16 protein-coding genes are annotated in these 18485 nt (G+C 59.7%); 4 read left to right on the top strand and 12 right to left on the bottom strand.

Features of this window, described 5'->3' with window-relative positions:
- The first annotated feature begins 61 nt into the window (after positions 1 to 61).
- Both recJ and ACMXYI_RS01190 read left to right on the top strand, forming a co-directional pair.
- Positions 62 to 1771 (top strand): single-stranded-DNA-specific exonuclease RecJ, encoded by a 1710-nt coding sequence (gene recJ, locus ACMXYI_RS01195; protein ID WP_134101866.1) that lies wholly within the window; start codon positions 62 to 64, stop codon positions 1769 to 1771.
- A gap of 279 nt (positions 1772 to 2050) precedes the next feature.
- Complete coding sequence (locus ACMXYI_RS01190; RefSeq protein WP_033056387.1) at positions 2051 to 3157, top strand: NADH:flavin oxidoreductase/NADH oxidase; 1107 nt, start codon at positions 2051 to 2053, stop codon at positions 3155 to 3157.
- Between the two features lie 210 nt (positions 3158 to 3367).
- Here ACMXYI_RS01190 and ACMXYI_RS01185 read toward each other — a convergent pair whose 3' ends face one another.
- On the bottom strand, positions 3368 to 4993 hold the full coding sequence (locus ACMXYI_RS01185; RefSeq protein ID WP_415771199.1) for a glucan biosynthesis protein D: 1626 nt from the start codon (positions 4991 to 4993) through the stop codon (positions 3368 to 3370).
- 391 nt (positions 4994 to 5384) lie between these two features.
- On the opposite strand from ACMXYI_RS01185, the gene ACMXYI_RS01180 reads away from it, so the two are divergent.
- A complete protein-coding gene (locus tag ACMXYI_RS01180) occupies positions 5385 to 5570 on the top strand; it encodes a hypothetical protein (protein WP_008151642.1) in 186 nt (61 codons plus the stop codon).
- Positions 5571 to 5621: 51 nt separating this feature from the next.
- Here the strand turns inward: ACMXYI_RS01180 and ACMXYI_RS01175 are convergent, their stop codons facing one another.
- The 11 genes from ACMXYI_RS01175 to ACMXYI_RS01125 all read right to left on the bottom strand — a co-directional run bounded on the left by ACMXYI_RS01175 (position 5622) and on the right by ACMXYI_RS01125 (position 17420).
- Positions 5622 to 5912 (bottom strand): type II toxin-antitoxin system RelE/ParE family toxin, encoded by a 291-nt coding sequence (locus ACMXYI_RS01175; protein ID WP_415771198.1) that lies wholly within the window; start codon positions 5910 to 5912, stop codon positions 5622 to 5624.
- Entirely contained in the window at positions 5890 to 6138 is a 249-nt protein-coding gene (locus ACMXYI_RS01170; protein WP_134101860.1) for a CopG family ribbon-helix-helix protein, read from the bottom strand. The genes ACMXYI_RS01175 and ACMXYI_RS01170 overlap by 23 nt, the downstream gene beginning before the upstream one ends.
- A 270-nt stretch (positions 6139 to 6408) precedes the next feature.
- Positions 6409 to 6915 (bottom strand): BRO-N domain-containing protein, encoded by a 507-nt coding sequence (locus tag ACMXYI_RS01165; RefSeq protein ID WP_415771196.1) that lies wholly within the window; start codon positions 6913 to 6915, stop codon positions 6409 to 6411.
- A gap of 696 nt (positions 6916 to 7611) precedes the next feature.
- Positions 7612 to 9096 (bottom strand): APC family permease, encoded by a 1485-nt coding sequence (locus ACMXYI_RS01160; protein WP_415771194.1) that lies wholly within the window; start codon positions 9094 to 9096, stop codon positions 7612 to 7614.
- Positions 9097 to 9200: 104 nt separating this feature from the next.
- Positions 9201 to 10625, bottom strand: a complete 1425-nt coding sequence (locus ACMXYI_RS01155) for a gamma-aminobutyraldehyde dehydrogenase (protein ID WP_415771192.1) — start codon at positions 10623 to 10625, stop codon at positions 9201 to 9203.
- Positions 10626 to 10675: 50 nt separating this feature from the next.
- Complete coding sequence (locus tag ACMXYI_RS01150) at positions 10676 to 11518, bottom strand: ABC transporter permease (protein ID WP_415771191.1); 843 nt, start codon at positions 11516 to 11518, stop codon at positions 10676 to 10678.
- Positions 11508 to 12455 carry an ABC transporter permease gene (locus ACMXYI_RS01145; RefSeq protein WP_415771189.1) on the bottom strand — a complete coding sequence of 316 codons (948 nt, stop codon included), beginning with the start codon at positions 12453 to 12455 and terminating at the stop codon, positions 11508 to 11510. Before ACMXYI_RS01145 ends, ACMXYI_RS01150 begins: the two co-directional genes overlap by 11 nt.
- Before the next feature lies 1 nt (position 12456).
- Complete coding sequence (locus ACMXYI_RS01140; protein ID WP_123365763.1) at positions 12457 to 13494, bottom strand: ABC transporter ATP-binding protein; 1038 nt, start codon at positions 13492 to 13494, stop codon at positions 12457 to 12459.
- A 189-nt stretch (positions 13495 to 13683) separates the two neighbouring features.
- Complete coding sequence (ydcS, locus tag ACMXYI_RS01135) at positions 13684 to 14835, bottom strand: putative ABC transporter substrate-binding protein YdcS (protein WP_415771187.1); 1152 nt, start codon at positions 14833 to 14835, stop codon at positions 13684 to 13686.
- An 82-nt stretch (positions 14836 to 14917) separates the two neighbouring features.
- Positions 14918 to 16405 (bottom strand): gamma-aminobutyraldehyde dehydrogenase, encoded by a 1488-nt coding sequence (locus ACMXYI_RS01130; RefSeq protein ID WP_415771185.1) that lies wholly within the window; start codon positions 16403 to 16405, stop codon positions 14918 to 14920.
- Between the two features lie 100 nt (positions 16406 to 16505).
- Positions 16506 to 17420 carry a LysR family transcriptional regulator gene (locus tag ACMXYI_RS01125; protein ID WP_415771183.1) on the bottom strand — a complete coding sequence of 305 codons (915 nt, stop codon included), beginning with the start codon at positions 17418 to 17420 and terminating at the stop codon, positions 16506 to 16508.
- A gap of 186 nt (positions 17421 to 17606) precedes the next feature.
- Here ACMXYI_RS01125 and ACMXYI_RS01120 point away from each other — a divergent pair, with 186 nt between their 5' ends.
- Positions 17607 to 18329 carry a tellurite resistance TerB family protein gene (locus tag ACMXYI_RS01120; protein ID WP_415771181.1) on the top strand — a complete coding sequence of 241 codons (723 nt, stop codon included), beginning with the start codon at positions 17607 to 17609 and terminating at the stop codon, positions 18327 to 18329.
- Positions 18330 to 18485: the final 156 nt, after the last annotated feature.

Raw genomic sequence — 18485 nt, 5'->3', positions numbered from 1 at the left:
CGCTGCTGGCCTGCATTACCCGTTTTTATCCTACGTATTCAAGAGAAGCACCTGTCACCCCATGCGCATCGAACCTCGCCTGTTGCCCGACACCCTGCCATTCCTCGGTGATCTGCCGCCGCTGCTGACCCGTCTGTACGCGGCGCGGGGCGTACTGTCCGAGGCTGAACTGGACAAGAGCCTGGCGCGGTTGATTCCATTCCAGCAACTCAAAGGCATCGATGCCGCGGTGGACTTGCTGGTGACGGCGCTCGAGCAGCGTCAGCGGATTCTGATCGTCGGTGACTTCGACGCCGATGGCGCGACGGCCAGTACCGTGGGCATGCTGGGCTTGCGCCTGCTGGGCGCGGCTCACGTCGATTACCTGGTGCCGAACCGATTCGAGTATGGCTATGGCCTGACGCCGGAAATCGTCGAAGTGGCGCTGACCCGTACACCACAGTTGCTGATCACTGTGGACAACGGTATCTCCAGCGTTGAAGGCGTGGCAGCGGCGAAAAAGGCCGGGCTCCAGGTGCTGGTCACCGACCACCACTTGCCCGGTGATGAATTGCCGCTGGCCGATGCCATCGTCAATCCGAACCAGCCAGGTTGCGAGTTCCCGAGCAAGGCGTTGGCCGGCGTCGGGGTGATTTTCTATGTGCTGATGGCCCTGCGTGCGCGTTTGCGCAGCCTCGGCTGGTACGAGAGCAAGCCGCAGCCGAACATCGGCGAGTTGCTGGACTTGGTGGCCCTGGGCAGCGTCGCCGACGTGGTACCGCTGGATGCCAACAACCGGATTCTGGTGCACCAAGGCCTGGAGCGGATCCGCGCGGGGCGCGCACGGCCGGGGATCAAGGCGATCCTCGAAGTCGCCAAGCGTGACCACACGCGCATTACCTCTACCGACCTGGGTTTCATTGTTGGCCCGCGTCTGAACGCGGCGGGGCGTCTGGATGACATGAGCCTGGGCATCGAATGCCTGCTCACCGAAGATGCCGGTCTGGCGCGTGAAATGGCCGCTCAACTCGACGGCATGAACCAGGACCGCAAATCCATCGAGCAGGGCATGCAGCGTGAAGCGCTGGCTCAACTGAAGGATTTGCCGGTCGAGTCGATGCCGTTCGGCTTGTGCCTGTTTGATCCCGAGTGGCACCAGGGTGTCATCGGAATCCTCGCATCGCGTATGAAGGAACGCTATTTCCGTCCGACCATTGCCTTTGCCGATGCCGGCGATGGCTTGCTCAAGGGCTCGGGGCGTTCGGTTCAGGGGTTTCATATTCGCGACGCGTTGAGCGTGGTGGCGGCGCAGCATCCGAATCTGATCAGCAAATACGGCGGCCATGCGATGGCCGCCGGCCTAACGCTGCCGGAAGCGAATTTTCCGTTGTTCGCCGAAGCCTTTGATGCGGAAGTGCGTAGGCAATTGCGCGAAGAAGACCTGACGGGTCGATTGCTGTCGGACGGCACGCTGGCGGTCGAGGAATTCCACCTGGAACTGGCCCGCGCCCTGCGCCATGCCGGACCTTGGGGGCAGCACTTCCCGGAGCCGTTGTTCCACGGCGTGTTCCAATTGGTCGAGCAGCGAGTGGTCGGCGAGCGGCACCTCAAAGTGGTGCTGAAGAGTGAATGCGGTTCGGTGAAGCTTGATGGCATTGCCTTCGGAATCGACCGCGACATCTGGCCGAATCCGACCATCAAGTGGGTGGAATTGGCCTACAAACTCGACCTCAACGAGTTTCGCGGTAATGAGACCGTGCAACTGATGATTGCCCACATCGAACCGCGTTGACCCCTTCGCGAGCAAGCCCGCTCACACATTGGATCTGCAGTGTTTACAAAACCAATGTGGGAGCGGGCTTGCTCGCGAAAGCGATTTCCCTCGCACCGAATCCCTCGGAACCCTCCACCTTCCCTCGATGTCGACTAGTCTCTAAGCACTGCTTGATTATCCTTGTGACGTCTTGTCGAATTTTTTGCCCGCGGGGGCGGGTGCTGCATCTTTTTCCTGTCACTCGTCGACTTTTCAAACAGAACCCTGGAGCCTGCCCACTGATTCGAGAGGTGCCCCATGAGTCTGCTGCTTGAACCCTATACCCTTCGCCAATTGACCCTGCTCAACCGCATTGCGGTGTCGCCGATGTGCCAGTACTCCAGCGTCGATGGACTGGCCAATGACTGGCACCTGGTCCACCTTGGCAGCCGCGCTGTCGGCGGGGCCGGCCTGGTATTTACCGAAGCCACGGCGGTGACCGCCGACGGACGCATCACCGCCGAGGACCTCGGCCTGTGGAACGATGAACAGATCGAACCGTTGCAACGCATCACGCGCTTCATTGCGGCTCAAGGCGCTGTGGCCGGCATTCAGTTGGCTCACGCCGGGCGCAAGGCCAGCACCCATCGGCCGTGGATTGGCAAACATGGCAGCGTCAAACCCGAAGACGGTGGCTGGATCCCCGTAGGCCCTTCGCCGATTGCTTTCGACCCGCAGCACACCCACCCCAAGCAGCTCGATGATGGCGAGATCGCTGAGGTCATTCAGGCCTTTGTCGCGTCGGCCAAGCGAGCACTGACCGCGGGTTTCAAAGTGGTGGAAATACACGCTGCTCACGGTTACCTGTTGCATCAGTTTCTTTCGCCCCTGAGCAATCAGCGGCGCGATCAATATGGTGGCTCGTTCGAGAATCGCATCCGGCTGGTGCTGCAAGTCACCGAAGCGGTGCGTGCGGTGTGGCCTGAAGAGCTACCGCTGTTCGTGCGGGTGTCGGCCACCGATTGGGTGGAAGACGGTTGGAATCCGGATGAAACGGTCGAGCTGGCGCGACGCCTCCACGCGTTGGGCGTAGACCTGATTGACGTCTCGTCGGGCGGTACGGCGGCCAATGCCGAGATTCCTACAGGTCCCGGGTATCAGACCCGCTTCGCTGAACGTGTGCGCAAAGAGTCAGGTATTGCCACCGGCACGGTAGGAATGATCACCGAACCGGCGCAGGCCGAGCACATTCTGCGGACCTGCCAGGCTGACATCATCTTCCTGGCCCGTGAGCTGCTGCGTGATCCGTACTGGCCGCTGCATGCCGATGATGACCTGGGTGGACGCAAAGCCATCTGGCCGGCGCAGTATCAGCGGGCCACCCATCGTGAACAGCCGATTCATGAGTCGGATTTGCGCGACTGATTGACGCTGTAAAACCAAAAAAGCCCCGGTCGAGTTGACCGGGGCTTTTGCGTTTTTGTGCTGGAATGTTGGTTGCCTGTTCCGCCGTCTTCGCGAGCAAGCCCGCTCCCACATTGGATTGATGTCGATCACATTATTGTGAAACAACGCAGACCCCCCTGTGGGAGCGGGCTTGCTCGCGAATGGGCCATTTCAACCCCCGACTAACTGTCAGGTGTACTTACGCTTATCCGGTGCAGGCGGGAAGTACTGGTACAACCAGGTTTCACTCAACGTCCGGTCATTGGTGCGAATGAACAGTCGCAGCTCAACCGGAGCCACGCTGTCATTGGTCGGGTACCAGTCAAAGGTAATGCGGTAACCCTTGATGTCATCCAGCACCAGCACGTTGAAGTCCTTGACCTGCCCATTCGAGCACGTAACCACCGGCTCGATCCCCGCGCCTTGCGGCAAGCGGTCCAGACCGCCACCGGTGAAGTCCACGGCAAACCGTCGAGCCCAGACTTCCGGGTAATGCTCGCCAGGTGCCCAGCCTTCGATGAAGCCGCCCATGCCCGATCGAGTAGCGTTGACCCGTGCCAACGGCGTGCCAACCGGCGGCAGTGCGCTCCAGTACAGCTTGTAGCCGTAGTTCAGGGAGTCGCCGGCCGCGACCGGTTTTTTCGGGGTCCAGAACGCGACGATGTTATCCAGGGTTTCGCCGGTTGTAGGAATTTCCATCAGATCAATAGAGCCTTCGCCCCACTCGGTCGTAGGTTCTACCCAGAGGCTCGGACGCTTGCTGTACCAGTCGACGGTGTCTTGATAACTGTCGAACTCATGATCGGTCTGCACCAGGCCGAAACCTTTCGGGTTGGTGTCGGCGAAGGCATTGAATTGCAGGGTGGCCGGGTTGTTCAGCGGGCGGCAGATCCACTCGCCGTTGCCGCGCCACATGGCCAGGCGATCCGAGTCGTGGATCTGCGGGTGAATCGTGTCGCACATGCGCCGTTCATGGGTGCCGCAGCTGAACATGCTGGTCATTGGCGCAATGCCCAGTTGTTCGATGGCGGTGCGCGCGTTGATGTGGGCATCGATGCCCATGACGACCTGGCTGGCCTGACAGTCGATGTCGAAACGGTAGGCACCGGTGGCGCTCGGTGAGTCCAGCAGGGCGTAGACCACGAAACGGGTACTGTCCTTGTCCGGAGTCTCGAACCAGAACTTGGTGAAGTCCGGGAATTCTTCACGCTTCTTGGCATAGGTATCGATCGCCAGGCCGCGTGCCGACAGACCGTACTGGCCTGAGGCATCTACCGCACGGAAATAGCTGGCGCCGAGGAAGGACAGCACGTCGTGCCGGTCCAGCTCCGGGGCCTTGAACAGCTTGAACCCGGAAAACCCCAGGTCGCCCGTGAGCTGTTTGGTGTCGACCGTGGTTTTTTCATAGTTGAACAAGGACGGGCGGAAATGCACCTCCCGCGCCTGACGAGTCTTGGGATCGACGCTGTACATGCGCACCGGTTGCTTGAAACCCATGCCCACGTGGAAGAACTGCACATCCAGTTGACCGTTGAGGTCATTCCACAGCGAGTGGTTGCCGTCGTACCGGATCGCGTTGAAATCTAGCGGTGCCATGTTCGCCAAGGTCGGCGGCAGCACCTGCTTGGTGTCCTGATAGCGATTGCCAGCGAGCTGCTTGGCCTGGATCTTCAGCGCTTCGAAGTCGAACGCCTGAGCCTCGCCATCCGCCGCGCTGTTACCGGCCCAGGCCCGCGCAGCCAGCAGGCCGGTGGCTGATAATCCGGTGTAGGCAGCGATGGCCATGGATGCTTTGAGCAAATTCCTGCGGTGCATAAGTTCAACCTGTCGTGAACAATCCCGCGCCGTTCCTGGCACGTGCTGGATCAAAAATAAAGGTTCGGACATGCCTTCGGCCAAACGCAACGGACATTAAACAGATAACAAATAGCTTAAACCGTTCGGTCGCGTAGAAAAAATGATTGGTAGCACTTTGGCTTCGCGGCAATGAAACAAGAAATGTCGGTTAGGTTTTCTGACAGTACGTTCTGATATATAGGGCATTTCTGCTTTTTTTGACTAATTACTCTAAAAATCGCTTTTCACCGCCGCGATAGTTCCTATTCTGTGTTCATGACCGACCTATGCCCTTCAGGCCGGCGACTACCAAAAGGAGAGGGCGATGCGGTTTTTGAAGTTTTCTCGGGCTTATAGAAGGACATCGTCCATGACGAAAGTACAAGGCATCACTCAGTTGCTGGGAATCCTTCCTTGCCTGACCACAGTGCGCCGAAGGCGTCGGGTCAGTTCGGACGAGATGAAGTTGTTGGAGCGTTATCGGGAGCTGTCGGAAAGCGACCAGATTGCGATGCGGTATCTGGTGGATGCGATGAGGAGTGTTTCGAGGTTTTAAGGAGGTACGACGTTCAGCCGCGGCGATAGTGTTGCGGCTGAATGTCGCCGATTACCAATTTTGCGATCGCTCTGCCCGCTGGTGCAGAACACGCAGTACCTGTATCTGGCCATGCATCAATCGATAGGGAGCGATAAATGGATAACGACCGAATACCAGCTCACGTACATCCGGTACTACTGAAGGCCTTCCTGACCCTGGAAACTGCTCCAGTTGAAGGAAGGATTGCAGAAAAATTGCTATGACCTCCAATGCGGCATCAGCACCAAGGACGCCTTGGTAATACTCATGAATAGAATCGAGGTCACTTTCAGCTTTTTCAGTCAGTACTACGCTCGGCACGTTTTGCCCACTTAGCCTTTACGGCATCCAGATCGGTGAGTTTTCCTGCGTCGGCGTCTTTTATGCCGTCGCTTATGGCTTGTAGATGCCATGACTCGGCTTCTACATATCGAACCAATGCACGCTTGAGATGGTACTGACGGTCTCGATCGGTGGCCGCTGCCAGATTATCCAGCTGTTGGGCCAGCGTTTCTTCAACTCGAAAGGACAAAACGGGTGAGGCCATGGTGGCTCTCCTAGAGATGTATACGCTGTAAACGACGTAAACACCCTAGGTCTTACCGGCTTGTTCGTCAACAACTCGTCGTGCGTTGGCTGAAGAAACCTTAGCGGGCGAAAGCAGAACGAGAGGAGGGGATGTATTTCGAAATGCAATGAGTGCCCCGCTGCCATTGATGGCACCGGGGCAAACTCGTTGACCGACTAACCTTCCCAAGCATCCCTGCAGGTTTACTCCTACACCGGGCTGCTTTACACCCGCTGATTCACCCTGCCTTTACCTACAGGTGCCCATGATCGGGAACAGTCGCTGTGCCTGCACCAGATCAGGCATATCCCGCCATTTGATCCAGGCCGACTGTTGCCAGTGCAATAGCGGCACAGAGAGCCCGCCCCATTGCAACGAACTCAGGCTCGGGAAGTTTTCCACAGGTGCCGCGCTCGACTCACGGAGCGCAGGTATGACTTCATTGCTCAGCCATTGGCGCAGGTTGCGGTTTTCCGGGACGAAATGGTGGACAAGCAGAGCGTACATTCCGGACTCGCTGATCATGAGTGATTCGACCGTTTTGCCGTTCTTCAGCAGCCAGGCATATCGGCGCTGATCGGGATCGAGTTTTTGGGTGAGTCGTTGGTCCAGTGGGCGGCCCATCAAACGTCCCAGGTCCTGAACGCAGAACCAGGCTTGATTTGCTTGGATGATGGCGTGGAGGAACCGGTTGTGGCGAGGGAAAACGGTAGGGATGAAATGAGGATGAATTTCAGACTGATTTAGCGTGTGCATTTCTTCGACTCCATGTTGAAAAAGGAGCCGCCACTAATCCTTCGACAGATTTGGGTGACGGACCGTGCGGCGTTCGAAGTCGGGACATTCTCGATCAACATGTAAGCCAAGAGGCCCGCGTCACACGGCCCGCCATAAAGTGAAACTGAAAGGCAAAAAATGCCCCAGTTCATATGGGAGCGCAGATGCGCCATGTTGATGAGTTTCCGGCTTCGACCCCGGATCGCTGATTTTGCAGCGACGGGGTAAAGCCTATCGGTCAGGCGCTTGCGGCGCCAAGTCTACTCTGGCGACGCTTGTCGTAGGAATGGGAGTCTTTGCTAGAAGGTATGGTCTGTAGGATTTTCCTGTTTTTGCACCGCATGCAGGAAACCGGCACCGGAGACGAAGTTTTTCCTTTATTTATTCAAATCCACGGAATCAGCGGCAAAGGCTTCACGGTTTGACGAGGCTTGGATTTGGTCATGGTCGCTGTGCCACGTCCATTTAGTCTGCGCACAAGGAACAGATCTATGACTGACGGTAGCAACGCGAAACCTGAGGCTTATGTCCAAGATCGCTTCGAAGCGGTACGTGGCAAAGCTGATATCAAAGGGCGTACGGATGAATTGATGGCTGAGCTGCGGGATGACGACAGGTGCTGTTTGACGGGCAGGACTTGCCCCGGGAACTCACTGGATCCCGGGGCAATCAGCCTTACCGACTAACCTTCCAAGCATCCCCCGCAGGCGCAGTCCCATGGTCATACGGCTTGGCCAGCCACATATAAACCAGCCCCAGCCCAATCACGATCGCAGTACTCAACACCATCGCGTAGTTGATGTACCACGCCGCATCCGGCGTGCGCGGCCAGGCCATGTTGATGATTGCGCCGACGCCATAGACCAACGCGCCGATGTTCACCGCCCAGCCCCAGGCGCCGAGGGTGAATTTACCGCTCGGTTTCCAGCCCTTCATGCGCGCATACAACGCGGCGAGCACGATCATCTGGAACGCCAGGTAGATACCAATCGCCGCGAAGCTGACGATGGTTGCTACCGCATCCTGCAGGAAGAAGCCCAGCACAATGATCAGCGCCGGCAGGACGCCGGACACGAACAGCGCCGCAACCGGAACCTGAGTCGTAGGGGAAATCTTCTTCAGCAGTGAGCTGCCGATGACCATTTCATCCCGAGCGTAGGAGTACAGCAGACGACTCGCCGCGGCTTGCAGGCTGATGACGCAGGAGATGAAGGAAATCATCACCACGCCCATCACCACTTTCGAGCCGACCAGGCCGAAGGCGTTGTTGAGGATGGTGGCGACCGGGTCCTTGTCGGTGCCGTTGATCACCGCTTGCATGTCTGGCACGGCGAGGATCAGCGCCAGGCAGGCGAACATCGCCGCGATGCCGCCAATGTAGATGGTCATGCGCATGGCCACCGGGATCTGTTTGCTTGGGTTCGGGGTTTCTTCGGCCACATCGCCGCAGGCCTCGAAGCCGTAGTAGAGGAACATCCCCGCCAGCGAGGCGGTGAGGAACGCCGGCAGATACGAGCCGTCGACGCTGATATCGAAGGTGTTGAACAACACACTGATCGATTGATGACGCTCGAAGATCAGCAGGTAAACGCCGACGATTACCGCACCGACCAGTTCGCACAGAAAGCCGAACATGGCGATCCGCGCCAGCACCTTGGTGCCGCTGAGGTTGACCAGGGTGGCGAACAACGTCAGGAACAATGCGATGACGATGTTGGTGTTGTTGCTCGGTTCAAAGCCCATCATGGCGGCCAGGTATGGACCGGCGCCCACCGCAACAGCCGCGATGGTGACGCACAGGGCGATGGAGTAGATCCAGCCGACCATCCACGCCCAGCGCTTGCCCACCAAGCGACGAGCCCACGGGTACACACCGCCGGAAATCGGGAACTGCGAGACCACTTCACCGAAGATCAGGCACACCAGCAACTGGCCGCATCCGACCAGCAAATAAGCCCAGAACATCGGTGGCCCACCGGCGGCGAGGCACAGGCCGAACAGGGTATAAACCCCTACGACCGGAGAGAGATAAGTGAAGCCCAGGGCGAAGTTTTCCCACAGGCTCATGCTGCGATTGAAGTTCGAGGTGTAACCCAGTTTACGTAGTTGCTCGGCATCGCTGTCGGCAACGGCTGCGGAGAGTTCGGGTGATGCACTCATGGTGTGTTAGCTCCGGAAAATCGGCAGATTTCGGATGTCCGAAACCGTGACAGCGCCATGACGGCGCTGCCCGGATCGGTGGTTATTGTTTTGTTTTGCGGTTTTTAGTGCTTGAACATCACATGCCGAACGACGGTGTAGTCCTCCAGCCCGTACATGGACATGTCCTTGCCATAACCGGACAGTTTCTGACCGCCGTGCGGCATTTCGCTGACCAGCATGAAGTGCGTATTCACCCAGGTGCAGCCGTACTGCAAGCGTGCGGACAAGCGATGCGCACGACCGACGTCCGAGGTCCAGACCGACGATGCCAGGCCGTAGTTCGAATCGTTGGCCCAGCCCAGCACCTGTGCTTCATCGGTGAATTTGGTCACCGACACCACCGGCCCGAACACTTCGCGACGGACGATTTCATCGTCCTGCTGAGCGTCGGCCAGAACAGTGGGCTCGAAGAAGAACCCATTGCCTTCCACAGCTTTGCCGCCGGTGATCAATCGGATATGCGGCTGCGCCACGGCGCGCTCGACAAACCCGGCCACGCGGTCGCGATGTTGGGCGGTAATCAACGGGCCCAGCTCGGTCGACGGATCATCCTGCACACCGTACTTGATGCTGCTGACCGCTTCGCCGAGCTTCTCGACGAACGTGTCATAGATGCCTTCCTGCGCGTAGATGCGGCAGGCGGCGGTGCAGTCCTGGCCGGCGTTGTAGAAGCCGAAGGTGCGAATGCCTTCCACGGCGGCGTCGATGTCGGCGTCATCGAAGATGATCACCGGGGCCTTGCCGCCCAGTTCCATGTGCATGCGTTTGACGCTGTCGGCGGTGCTGGAAATGATGTTCGAACCGGTGGCGATCGAACCGGTCAACGAGACCATGCGCACTTTCGGGTGTGTGACCAGTGGGCTGCCAACCGTAGGACCACGACCGAACACCAGGTTAAGCACGCCGGCCGGGAAAATCTCCGACGCCAGTTCCGCCAGACGCAGCGCGGTCAGTGGGGTTTGTTCCGACGGCTTGAGCACCACGGTATTACCCGCCGCGAGGGCTGGGGCGATTTTCCAGGCGACCATCATCAGCGGGTAGTTCCACGGTGCGATGGACGCGATCACGCCGACCGGGTCACGGCGGATCATCGAGGTGTGGCCGTGCAGGTATTCACCGCCCGCCGAACCGCTCATGCAACGGCTGGCGCCGGCGAAGAAACGGAACACGTCGGCAATCGCCGGGATCTCGTCGTTCAACGCGGCGTTGTAAGGCTTGCCGCAGTTGTCCGACTCCAGTTTGGCCAGCTCTTCGCCGTGGGTTTCAATGGCGTCGGCGAGTTTGAGCAGCAGCAGCGAACGTTCTTTCGGCGTGGTTTGCGACCAGCCTTCGAAGGCGCTGTCGGCGGCACGCACGGCGGCATCGACCTGGGCTTCACTGGCTTCGTTGATTTCCACCAACACACGACCGAGGGCCGGGTTGAACACCGGTTGGGCGGGGCCTTCGCCGTCGATCAGTTGGCCATTGATCAAGAGTTTGGTTTGCATGGCTTTGTCCTCTTTCTACCGCAAATTCATTATTGGAATTGTCAGGAAAATCACTTGCCGCCACTGCCCGCCACGCTTTCGCCGCCACGGGTCAGGTAATAGGCGCCGAGGATCGGCAGCATGGTCACCATCATCACCAGCATCGCGACGACGTTGGTCACCGGCACGTCCCGTGGGCGGCTGAGCTGGTTGAGCAGCCACAGCGGCAGGGTGCGTTCATGGCCGGCGGTGAAGGTGGTGACGATGATTTCGTCGAACGACAGGGCAAACGCCAACATGCCGCCGGCCAGCAATGCCGAGCCGAGGTTCGGCAGGATGATGTAGCGGAAGGTCTGCCAGCCGTCGGCGCCGAGGTCCATCGAAGCCTCGATCAAACTGTGCGAAGTGCGACGCAAGCGGGCGATGACGTTGTTGTAGACGATCACCACACAGAAGGTCGCGTGGCCGACGATGATGGTGAACATTCCCGGCTCGATCCCTAGCGTCTTGAAGGTCGCCAGCAACGCGATGCCGGTGATGATCCCCGGCAAGGCAATCGGCAGGATCAGCATCAGCGAGATGCCTTGCTTGCCGAAGAAATCCCGACGGTACAACGCCGCCGATGCAAGGGTGCCGAGGACCAGCGCAATCAACGTTGCGACGGAGGCGATTTGCAGCGACAGCTTGATCGCTTCCAGTACGTCGGGACGCGAGAACGCCACGCCGATCCACTTCAGGGTGAAGCCCTTGGGCGGAAAACTGAACGCCGCGTCTTCGGTGTTGAAGGCGTACAGGAAGATGATCAGGATCGGAAAGTGCAGAAACACCAACCCGCCCCAGGCTGCGATGCGCAGGCCGAGCGAGGCTTTCTCTCCGTGCGTTTCTGGCCTTTGTTTTTTTGCATCAGAGCGCATCGAAGGCCCCCAGTCGTTTCACGATAGTCAGGTAAATGGCGATCAATACAATCGGCACCAACGTGAAGGCCGCGGCCATCGGCATGTTGCCGATCGCGCCTTGCTGGGCGTACACCATGCTGCCGACGAAGTAGCCCGGCGGGCCCACCAATTGCGGCACGATGAAGTCGCCCAGGGTCAGCGAAAAGGTGAAGATCGAACCGGCCGCGATGCCCGGAATCGACAGCGGCAAAGTCACTTGCATAAAGGTCTGGCGCGGCTTGGCGCCAAGGTCGGCCGAAGCTTGCAGCAACGAGGGTGGCAGACGTTCCAGCGAGGCCTGGATCGGCAGGATCATGAACGGCAACCAGATGTAGACGAACACCATGAACCGGCCCAGGTGTGAGGTCGACAAGGTGCTGCCGCCGACGCCTGGAATGCCCAGAATGAACTGCAAAACCGGCTCAAGACCCAGGTGCTGAACGAACCACTGCGCCACGCCGCCCTTGGCCAGCAGCAAGGTCCAGGCATACGCCTTGACGATGTAACTGGCCCACATCGGCATCATCACCGCGATGTAGAAAAACGCCTTGGTTTTGCCGGTGGTGTAGCGCGCCATGTAGTAGGCAATCGGGAATGCGACGATGGCGCTGGCGATCGAGACGACGACGGCCATGCTCAAGGTGCGCAGGATGATGTCGAAGTTCGACGGCTGGAACAGCGCTGCAAAGTTCGCCAGGGTCAGGTCGGGCGTGACCGCCATGGTGAAGTCATCGAAGGTGTAGAAACCTTGCCACAGCAGAACCAGCAGTGAGCCGAGGTAGATCGCGCCAAACCACAGCAGCGGCGGCACGAGCAGCAGCGACAGGTAAAAATTCGGCCGGCGATACAGCAGGTTGGAAAACCTGCGCAACGGTGAGCCGCCGGCCGGGGTTTGAGGGAGAGCCACGCTGTTCATCTCACACCCCGCCGACAACGTTGTCGTGCAGCGGAATCATCGCTTCCCGTGCCCAGCGTGCGCTGATGCGTTGCCCGGTCTGATGTTGCGCGCTGACGTCCAGCCACTGGACGTTGGCCTGGCTGATGTTCAGGGTCTGGCCGTTTTCCAGTTTCAGTTCATAGCGCGTGGCGCTGCCCTGGTACTGAATGTCATGGAGTAAACCGCTGACTTCGATTTCATGACTGGCCAGCGGCCCTTCGGCGAAACGCACGTGTTCCGGGCGAATCGAAAACGGCTGTGGATTGCCGCTCAATTGTTTCGCCAGATCGCCGCGAATCACGTTGGAGGTGCCAACGAATTCGGCGACAAAGGTGGTAGCCGGTTTCATGTAAAGGTTGCGCGGCGTGTCGACCTGTTCGATGCGTCCCTTGTTGAACACTGCCACGCGATCCGACATCGACAGCGCTTCGGTCTGGTCGTGGGTGACGAAGATGAAGGTGATGCCGAGCTGGCGTTGCAGCTTTTTCAGTTCACCCTGCATTTGCTCACGCAGCTTCAAGTCGAGCGCGCCCAACGGTTCGTCGAGTAGCAGCACGCGCGGACGATTGACCAGGGCGCGGGCCAGGGCGACACGCTGGCGCTGGCCGCCGGACAGTTGCACCGGTTTACGCTCGCCGTAACCGCCGAGGGCGACCATGTCGAGGGCTTCTTCGGCGCGCTTCTGGCGTTCGGTTTTGCCGACGCCTTTGACCTTCAAACCGTAGGCGACGTTGTCGAGTACGTTCATGTGCGGGAACAGCGCGTAATCCTGGAACACGGTATTCACGTCACGCTGATAAGGCGGCAGCCCGGCGGCTTCTTCGCCGTGAATGCGGATAGAGCCAGCGCTCGGTTGTTCGAAACCGGCGATCAGGCGCAGGCAGGTGGTTTTGCCCGAGCCGGAAGGGCCCAGCATGGAAAAGAACTCGCCGTCCTGGATATCGATGGAAACCCGGTCAACGGCCTTCACTTCGCCGAACTGACGGGAAACGTTGGTGAACTGGACTGCAAGCGTCATGGTGCGGTGCTCCAAAAAGGCGAGGGCCGTCACGGCGGCCCTGCCTGGACGTCTGAAAAACTGAAACTTAATGAACAGCGTCGTAGCAGCTGTCGAGGTACGAGGCTGCGTCGGGCTGCGCAGCGGCCCCGAGAGCGGTCCTGCGGACACGCAACGCAGCCTCGTGCCTCGGCAGCTGCTACAGAGGGCTTAACGGCCACCCATGATCGCGATGTAGTCCTGGGTCCAGCGGCTGTACGGCACGAACTTGCCGCCCTCAGCCTGCGGGGTTTTCCAGAAGGCGATCTTCTCGAACTGGTCGAAGCCGTTGGTTTTGCAGCCCTCGGCGCCGAGCAATTCACTCTCCTTGCACCCTGCCGGAACCGCCGGCAACGAACCGAACCATGCCGCCAGGTCACCCTGGACTTTCGGCTGCAGCGACCAGTCCATCCACTTGTAGGCGCAGTTCGGGTGCTTGGCTTCGGCGTGCAACATGGTGGTGTCGGCCCAACCCGTTGCACCTTCTTTTGGAATGACCGAGGCAACCGGCTGCTTGTCCGCCACCAGGCCGTTGACCATGTAACCCCACGTGCTGGACGCCGCTACGCCTTCGTTTTTGACGTCACTCATCTGGACCGTTGCGTCATGCCAGTAGCGGTGGATCAAGGGCTGTTGTTTGCGCAGCAGGTCCAGCGCCGCTTTGTATTGCGCTTCGTTGAGCTGGTACGGGTCTTTGATGCCCAGCTCCGGCTGTTTCGATTTGAGATAAAGCGCCGCATCGGCGATGTAGATCGGGCCGTCGTAGGCCTGGACCCGACCCTTGTTGGACTTGCCGTCCGGCAGGGTTTGCTCTTCGAACACCACACTCCAGCTGTCCGGCGCTGTTTTGAAGATATTGGTGTTGTACATCAACACGTTCGGGCCCCATTGGTACGGGGTGCCGTAGGTTTGCTTGTTGACGACATACCAAGCGCCGTCCTTGAGGCGAGGGTCAATGGTCTTCCAGTTCGGGATCAACGCCGTGTTGATCGGCTGCACACGCTTGCCGGCGATCAACCGCAGGGAGGCGTCGCCGGATGCAGTCACCAGGTCGTAACCACCCTTGGACATCAGGCTGACCATCTCATCGGAAGTGGCGGCAGTCTTGACGTTGATCTTGCAGCCGGTTTCCTTTTCGAAGCCGGTGACCCAGTCGTAGGCCTTGTCGCTTTCGCCACGTTCGATGTAGCCAGGCCAAGCCACAATATCCAGCTGACCTTCGCCGGCACCGACGGCTTTCAGCGGTTCGGCGGCCTGGATACTGGCACTGGCCAGCAGCGCGGTGGTGATTGCACTGAGCAGTGCGGTCTTGTGCACGAACATGGGGTTTCCCTCTTCTTTAATTATGGTCGGGGCAGTTTTGAACGTGATGAAGCAGGCCGTTAGCGGCTTGTTATAAGCGTAGTCAGAGATGCTGGCCGTGGCGGGCCATGATGTGCCGCACCACGCTGTAGTCCTGGAGCGAATCGCTAGATAAGTCTTTGCCGTAACCCGAACGCTTCAGGCCGCCGTGGGGCATTTCGCTGACCAGCATGAAATGGCTGTTGATCCAGGTGCAGCCGTACTGCAAGCGCGCCGCGACCTGCATCGCCTTGTCCAGGTTCTGGGTCCAGACCGAGGAGGCGAGGCCGTATTCCGAGTCGTTGGCCCAGTCCACGGCTTGTTCGAGCTGATCGAAACGGGTCACGGTGACCACCGGCCCGAACACTTCGCGCTGGACGATTTCATCGCTCTGCTTGCAACCGGCCAGCAGCGTCGGCTGGTAATAGAAGCCGGCACCGGAATGCACCGCCGCGCCGGTCACGCGTTCGATGTGCGGCTGGCCGAGGGCGCGCTCGACGAAACTGGCCACGCGGTCGCGCTGGCGGGTGCTGATCAGCGGGCCGATCTCGTTGTCGGCGTCGCGCTTGCCGGCAAAGCGCAGGCTGCTGACCGCCGCGCCGAGTTCGGCCACCAAACGATCATGAATCCCGGCCTGTGCATAAATTCGGCAGGCAGCGGTGCAATCCTGGCCGGCGTTGTAATAGCCATAAGTGCGCACGCCTTCGACCACGGCTTGAATGTCGGCATCGTTGCAGACGATCACCGGGGCCTTGCCGCCGAGTTCGAGATGAGTGCGCTTCAGGGTTTTCGCCGCGGCCTGCAGGATTTTTTGCCCGGTGACGATATCGCCGGTCAGCGACACCATGCGCACTTTAGGATGGCTCACCAAGTGGCTGCCGACGCCTTCACCGCCACCGCAAATGATGTTGATCACACCGCGTGGCAGGATCTCGGCCAGCGCGGGCGCCAGGGCCAGAATCGACAGCGGCGTGTGTTCGGAGGGCTTGAACACCAGCGTGTTGCCGGCGGCCAGTGCCGGGGCGATTTTCCACGCGGCCATCATGATCGGGTAGTTCCACGGCGCAATCGACGCGACCACGCCAATCGGATCGCGGCGGACCATGCTGGTGTAGCCCGGCAGGTATTCGCCGCTGAGCTGGCCGGTCTGGCAACGCACGGCGCCAGCAAAGAAACGGAACACATCGACCGTGGCACTCAAGTCATCCTGACGGGCCAGGTGCAACGGCTTGCCACAGTTCAGGGATTCGAGGCGGGCGAGGAGGTCGGCTTGTTTTTCAATGGTGTTGGCGATGTCCAGCAGCAGGTTCGAGCGTTGTTGCGGTGTAGTCCGCGACCAACCGGCAAAGGCACGGTGGGCGGCGAGAATGGCGGCTTCGACTTGCTCGATGCTCGCTTCGGCAATGTGCGTCAGCACTTCACCGGTGGCCGGGTTGAGGATCGGCTCGACAAACCCCTGACCCGCGACCAATTCGCCATCGATCAACAACGCGGTGAACAACGGGGTCTGCGCGCCAGCCATTTTTCGGGTTCTCTTTTCTTGTGTGGCCATGCTGCTCCCTGTGACTGGGGTCCGGCCGTCTTATAGATGTACCAAGACTAGGCGCCGCACCCGAGGTCGACAAATACTAAATACTGAAGGTGGCGTTCGATTAAATAGATGGCTTGCGCCCGCCGTGGGGGTGTTCGCGGGCGACGGTCAGGAACGGGTCCACCAGCGCCGGGCGCGCGGTGCCGCGACGCCAGGCCAGGCCGACGTCGAGGGTCTGGCTCAGGTCCGCTATCGGGCGGGCTTCGATGATGTCGCCCTCCAGTGACCACGGGCGATAGGTCATGTCGGGCTGGATCGACACGCCCAATCCCGCTGCTACCAGGCTTCGCACCGCTTCCGTCGACGCCGTTTTCAAGGTGATGCGCGGTTGTAGGGAGGCCGCTGTCCACATGCGCTGGGCGTTGCGGTCCATTTCATCGACGTTCAGCTGAATCAGCGGTTCACGGGCCACGTCGGCGAGGTTGATGCTGTCGTGTTCCAGCAGCGGATGCTGGGCCGGCAGCCATAACCGATGGGGCGAGTGGGTCAGCACTTCGGTCTGCAAGGCGTGGCGGTCCTCGAGGTTGGAGAGGATCAACACCCCGACATCGATCTCGCCGCTGACCAGCAAATGCTCGATGTACGGGCGCTCGTCCTCCATCACCCGGATCTCGACGTTGGGGTAGGCGCGCTGGAAACGGGTGAGTAGATCCGCAAGGTAGTAACCGGCCACCAGGCTGGTCACGCCGATGATCAACTGCCCGGCGACTTGATCGGTGCTCTGTTGCAGGCTGCGTTTGGCGTTGTCCACCGTCGCCAGAATCAGGTGCGCCTGGCGTAGGAATTGGTGGCCCTGGTGGGTCAGCGTCATGCCCTTGGCGTGACGGTTGAACAGGCCGACGCCGATTTCCTGCTCCAGTTGCTGGATGGCCAGGGTCAAGGTGGACTGAGAAATGAACGCGGTTTGCGCGGCGGCGGAGATTGAGCCGGTCTCGGCCACGGCGATGAAGTGACGGATCTGACGCAAGGTCATCATGGAGAAAGTACCCGGTGGGCGGTTTTTATAGATTTGCTTGAGTGTATATCCATTTTTCTGAAGGGCCGTGCTCAGATGAACGGCGCTGCGCAACATCTCGAAGCACTCTCGCCCCCGAATGCCGGGCACTTTCGATCTAGGCTGGTGGCCTTATTGATCCGGTTAACCCCTTTTTGGAGGCGGCAAATGAATACGCGTGGATTGCTCGATCAGCTACTCAAGTCCGGTCAGGAGATGATGCAGAACAAGGCCGGCGGCTCACAAAACAAGACCTCCGGCGGTGGCCTGGGCGGATTGCTCGGCGGCAGCGGTGGTTCGGGCGGCCTCGGCAGTTTGCTTTCGGGCGCTGGCGGCGGGGCGTTGGCGGCGGGTGCCATGGGCCTGTTGCTCGGCAGCAAAAAGGCACGCAACGTCGGCGGCAAAGTCGCCATCTACGGCGGCCTCGCGGCGCTCGGCGTCATTGCCTACAAGGCCTATGGTAATTGGCAGGCCCAGCAGGGCACCGCGCCGAAGACTGAACCGCAGACACTCGACCGTCTGCCGCCAGCGCAAGTCGAGTTGCACAGCCAGGCGATACTCAAGGCGCTGGTTGCGGCGGCCAAAGCCGATGGCCACGTTGATGAACGCGAGCGTGCATTGATAGAAGGCGAATTCACCAAGCTCGACAACGATCAGGAATTGCAGCAGTGGCTGCATGCCGAACTCAGCAAGCCGCTCGACCCGACGGAGGTGGCCCGCGCTGCCAGCACGCCGGAAATGGCCGCTGAGATGTACATCGCCAGCGTAATGCTGGTGGATGAGGAGAGCTTCATGGAGAAGTCCTACCTCGATGAGCTTGCACGTCAGTTGAAGCTTGAACCGGGGTTGAAGGCTGAGTTGGAGAAGCAGGTTCGCCAGGCTTCCCTGTAACCGTTCAGGCCGCCTTCGCGGGCAAGTCGGATCGCGAAGGCGCCTTCAGCCGCGCTACATACCCACCAAAGGGCCAATTCCGGCTGTTTTTGCCGGGGATGAGAAGTGGCGCGCAACCCTTTCTAGATGCAGCCCCACCCTCGGCTATACTCCGCA

The organism is Pseudomonas lyxosi (genome assembly GCF_047758685.1).
GTDB classification, from domain to species: domain Bacteria; phylum Pseudomonadota; class Gammaproteobacteria; order Pseudomonadales; family Pseudomonadaceae; genus Aquipseudomonas; species Aquipseudomonas lyxosi.
Note: the sequence above shows the minus strand (reverse complement) of the source record. Positions and strands in the feature narration are given on the sequence as shown.

Coding starts and splice junctions, on each gene's coding strand:
- recJ (WP_134101866.1), top strand. CDS start 62: ATGCGCATCGAACCTCGCCTGTTGCCCGACACCCTGCCATTCCTCGGT.
- ACMXYI_RS01190 (WP_033056387.1), top strand. CDS start 2,051: ATGAGTCTGCTGCTTGAACCCTATACCCTTCGCCAATTGACCCTGCTC.
- ACMXYI_RS01185 (WP_415771199.1), bottom strand. CDS start 4,993: ATGCACCGCAGGAATTTGCTCAAAGCATCCATGGCCATCGCTGCCTAC.
- ACMXYI_RS01180 (WP_008151642.1), top strand. CDS start 5,385: ATGACGAAAGTACAAGGCATCACTCAGTTGCTGGGAATCCTTCCTTGC.
- ACMXYI_RS01170 (WP_134101860.1), bottom strand. CDS start 6,138: ATGGCCTCACCCGTTTTGTCCTTTCGAGTTGAAGAAACGCTGGCCCAA.
- ACMXYI_RS01165 (WP_415771196.1), bottom strand. CDS start 6,915: ATGCACACGCTAAATCAGTCTGAAATTCATCCTCATTTCATCCCTACC.
- ACMXYI_RS01160 (WP_415771194.1), bottom strand. CDS start 9,096: ATGAGTGCATCACCCGAACTCTCCGCAGCCGTTGCCGACAGCGATGCC.
- ACMXYI_RS01155 (WP_415771192.1), bottom strand. CDS start 10,625: ATGCAAACCAAACTCTTGATCAATGGCCAACTGATCGACGGCGAAGGC.
- ACMXYI_RS01150 (WP_415771191.1), bottom strand. CDS start 11,518: ATGCGCTCTGATGCAAAAAAACAAAGGCCAGAAACGCACGGAGAGAAA.
- ACMXYI_RS01145 (WP_415771189.1), bottom strand. CDS start 12,455: ATGAACAGCGTGGCTCTCCCTCAAACCCCGGCCGGCGGCTCACCGTTG.
- ACMXYI_RS01140 (WP_123365763.1), bottom strand. CDS start 13,494: ATGACGCTTGCAGTCCAGTTCACCAACGTTTCCCGTCAGTTCGGCGAA.
- ydcS (WP_415771187.1), bottom strand. CDS start 14,835: ATGTTCGTGCACAAGACCGCACTGCTCAGTGCAATCACCACCGCGCTG.
- ACMXYI_RS01130 (WP_415771185.1), bottom strand. CDS start 16,405: ATGGCCACACAAGAAAAGAGAACCCGAAAAATGGCTGGCGCGCAGACC.
- ACMXYI_RS01125 (WP_415771183.1), bottom strand. CDS start 17,420: ATGATGACCTTGCGTCAGATCCGTCACTTCATCGCCGTGGCCGAGACC.
- ACMXYI_RS01120 (WP_415771181.1), top strand. CDS start 17,607: ATGAATACGCGTGGATTGCTCGATCAGCTACTCAAGTCCGGTCAGGAG.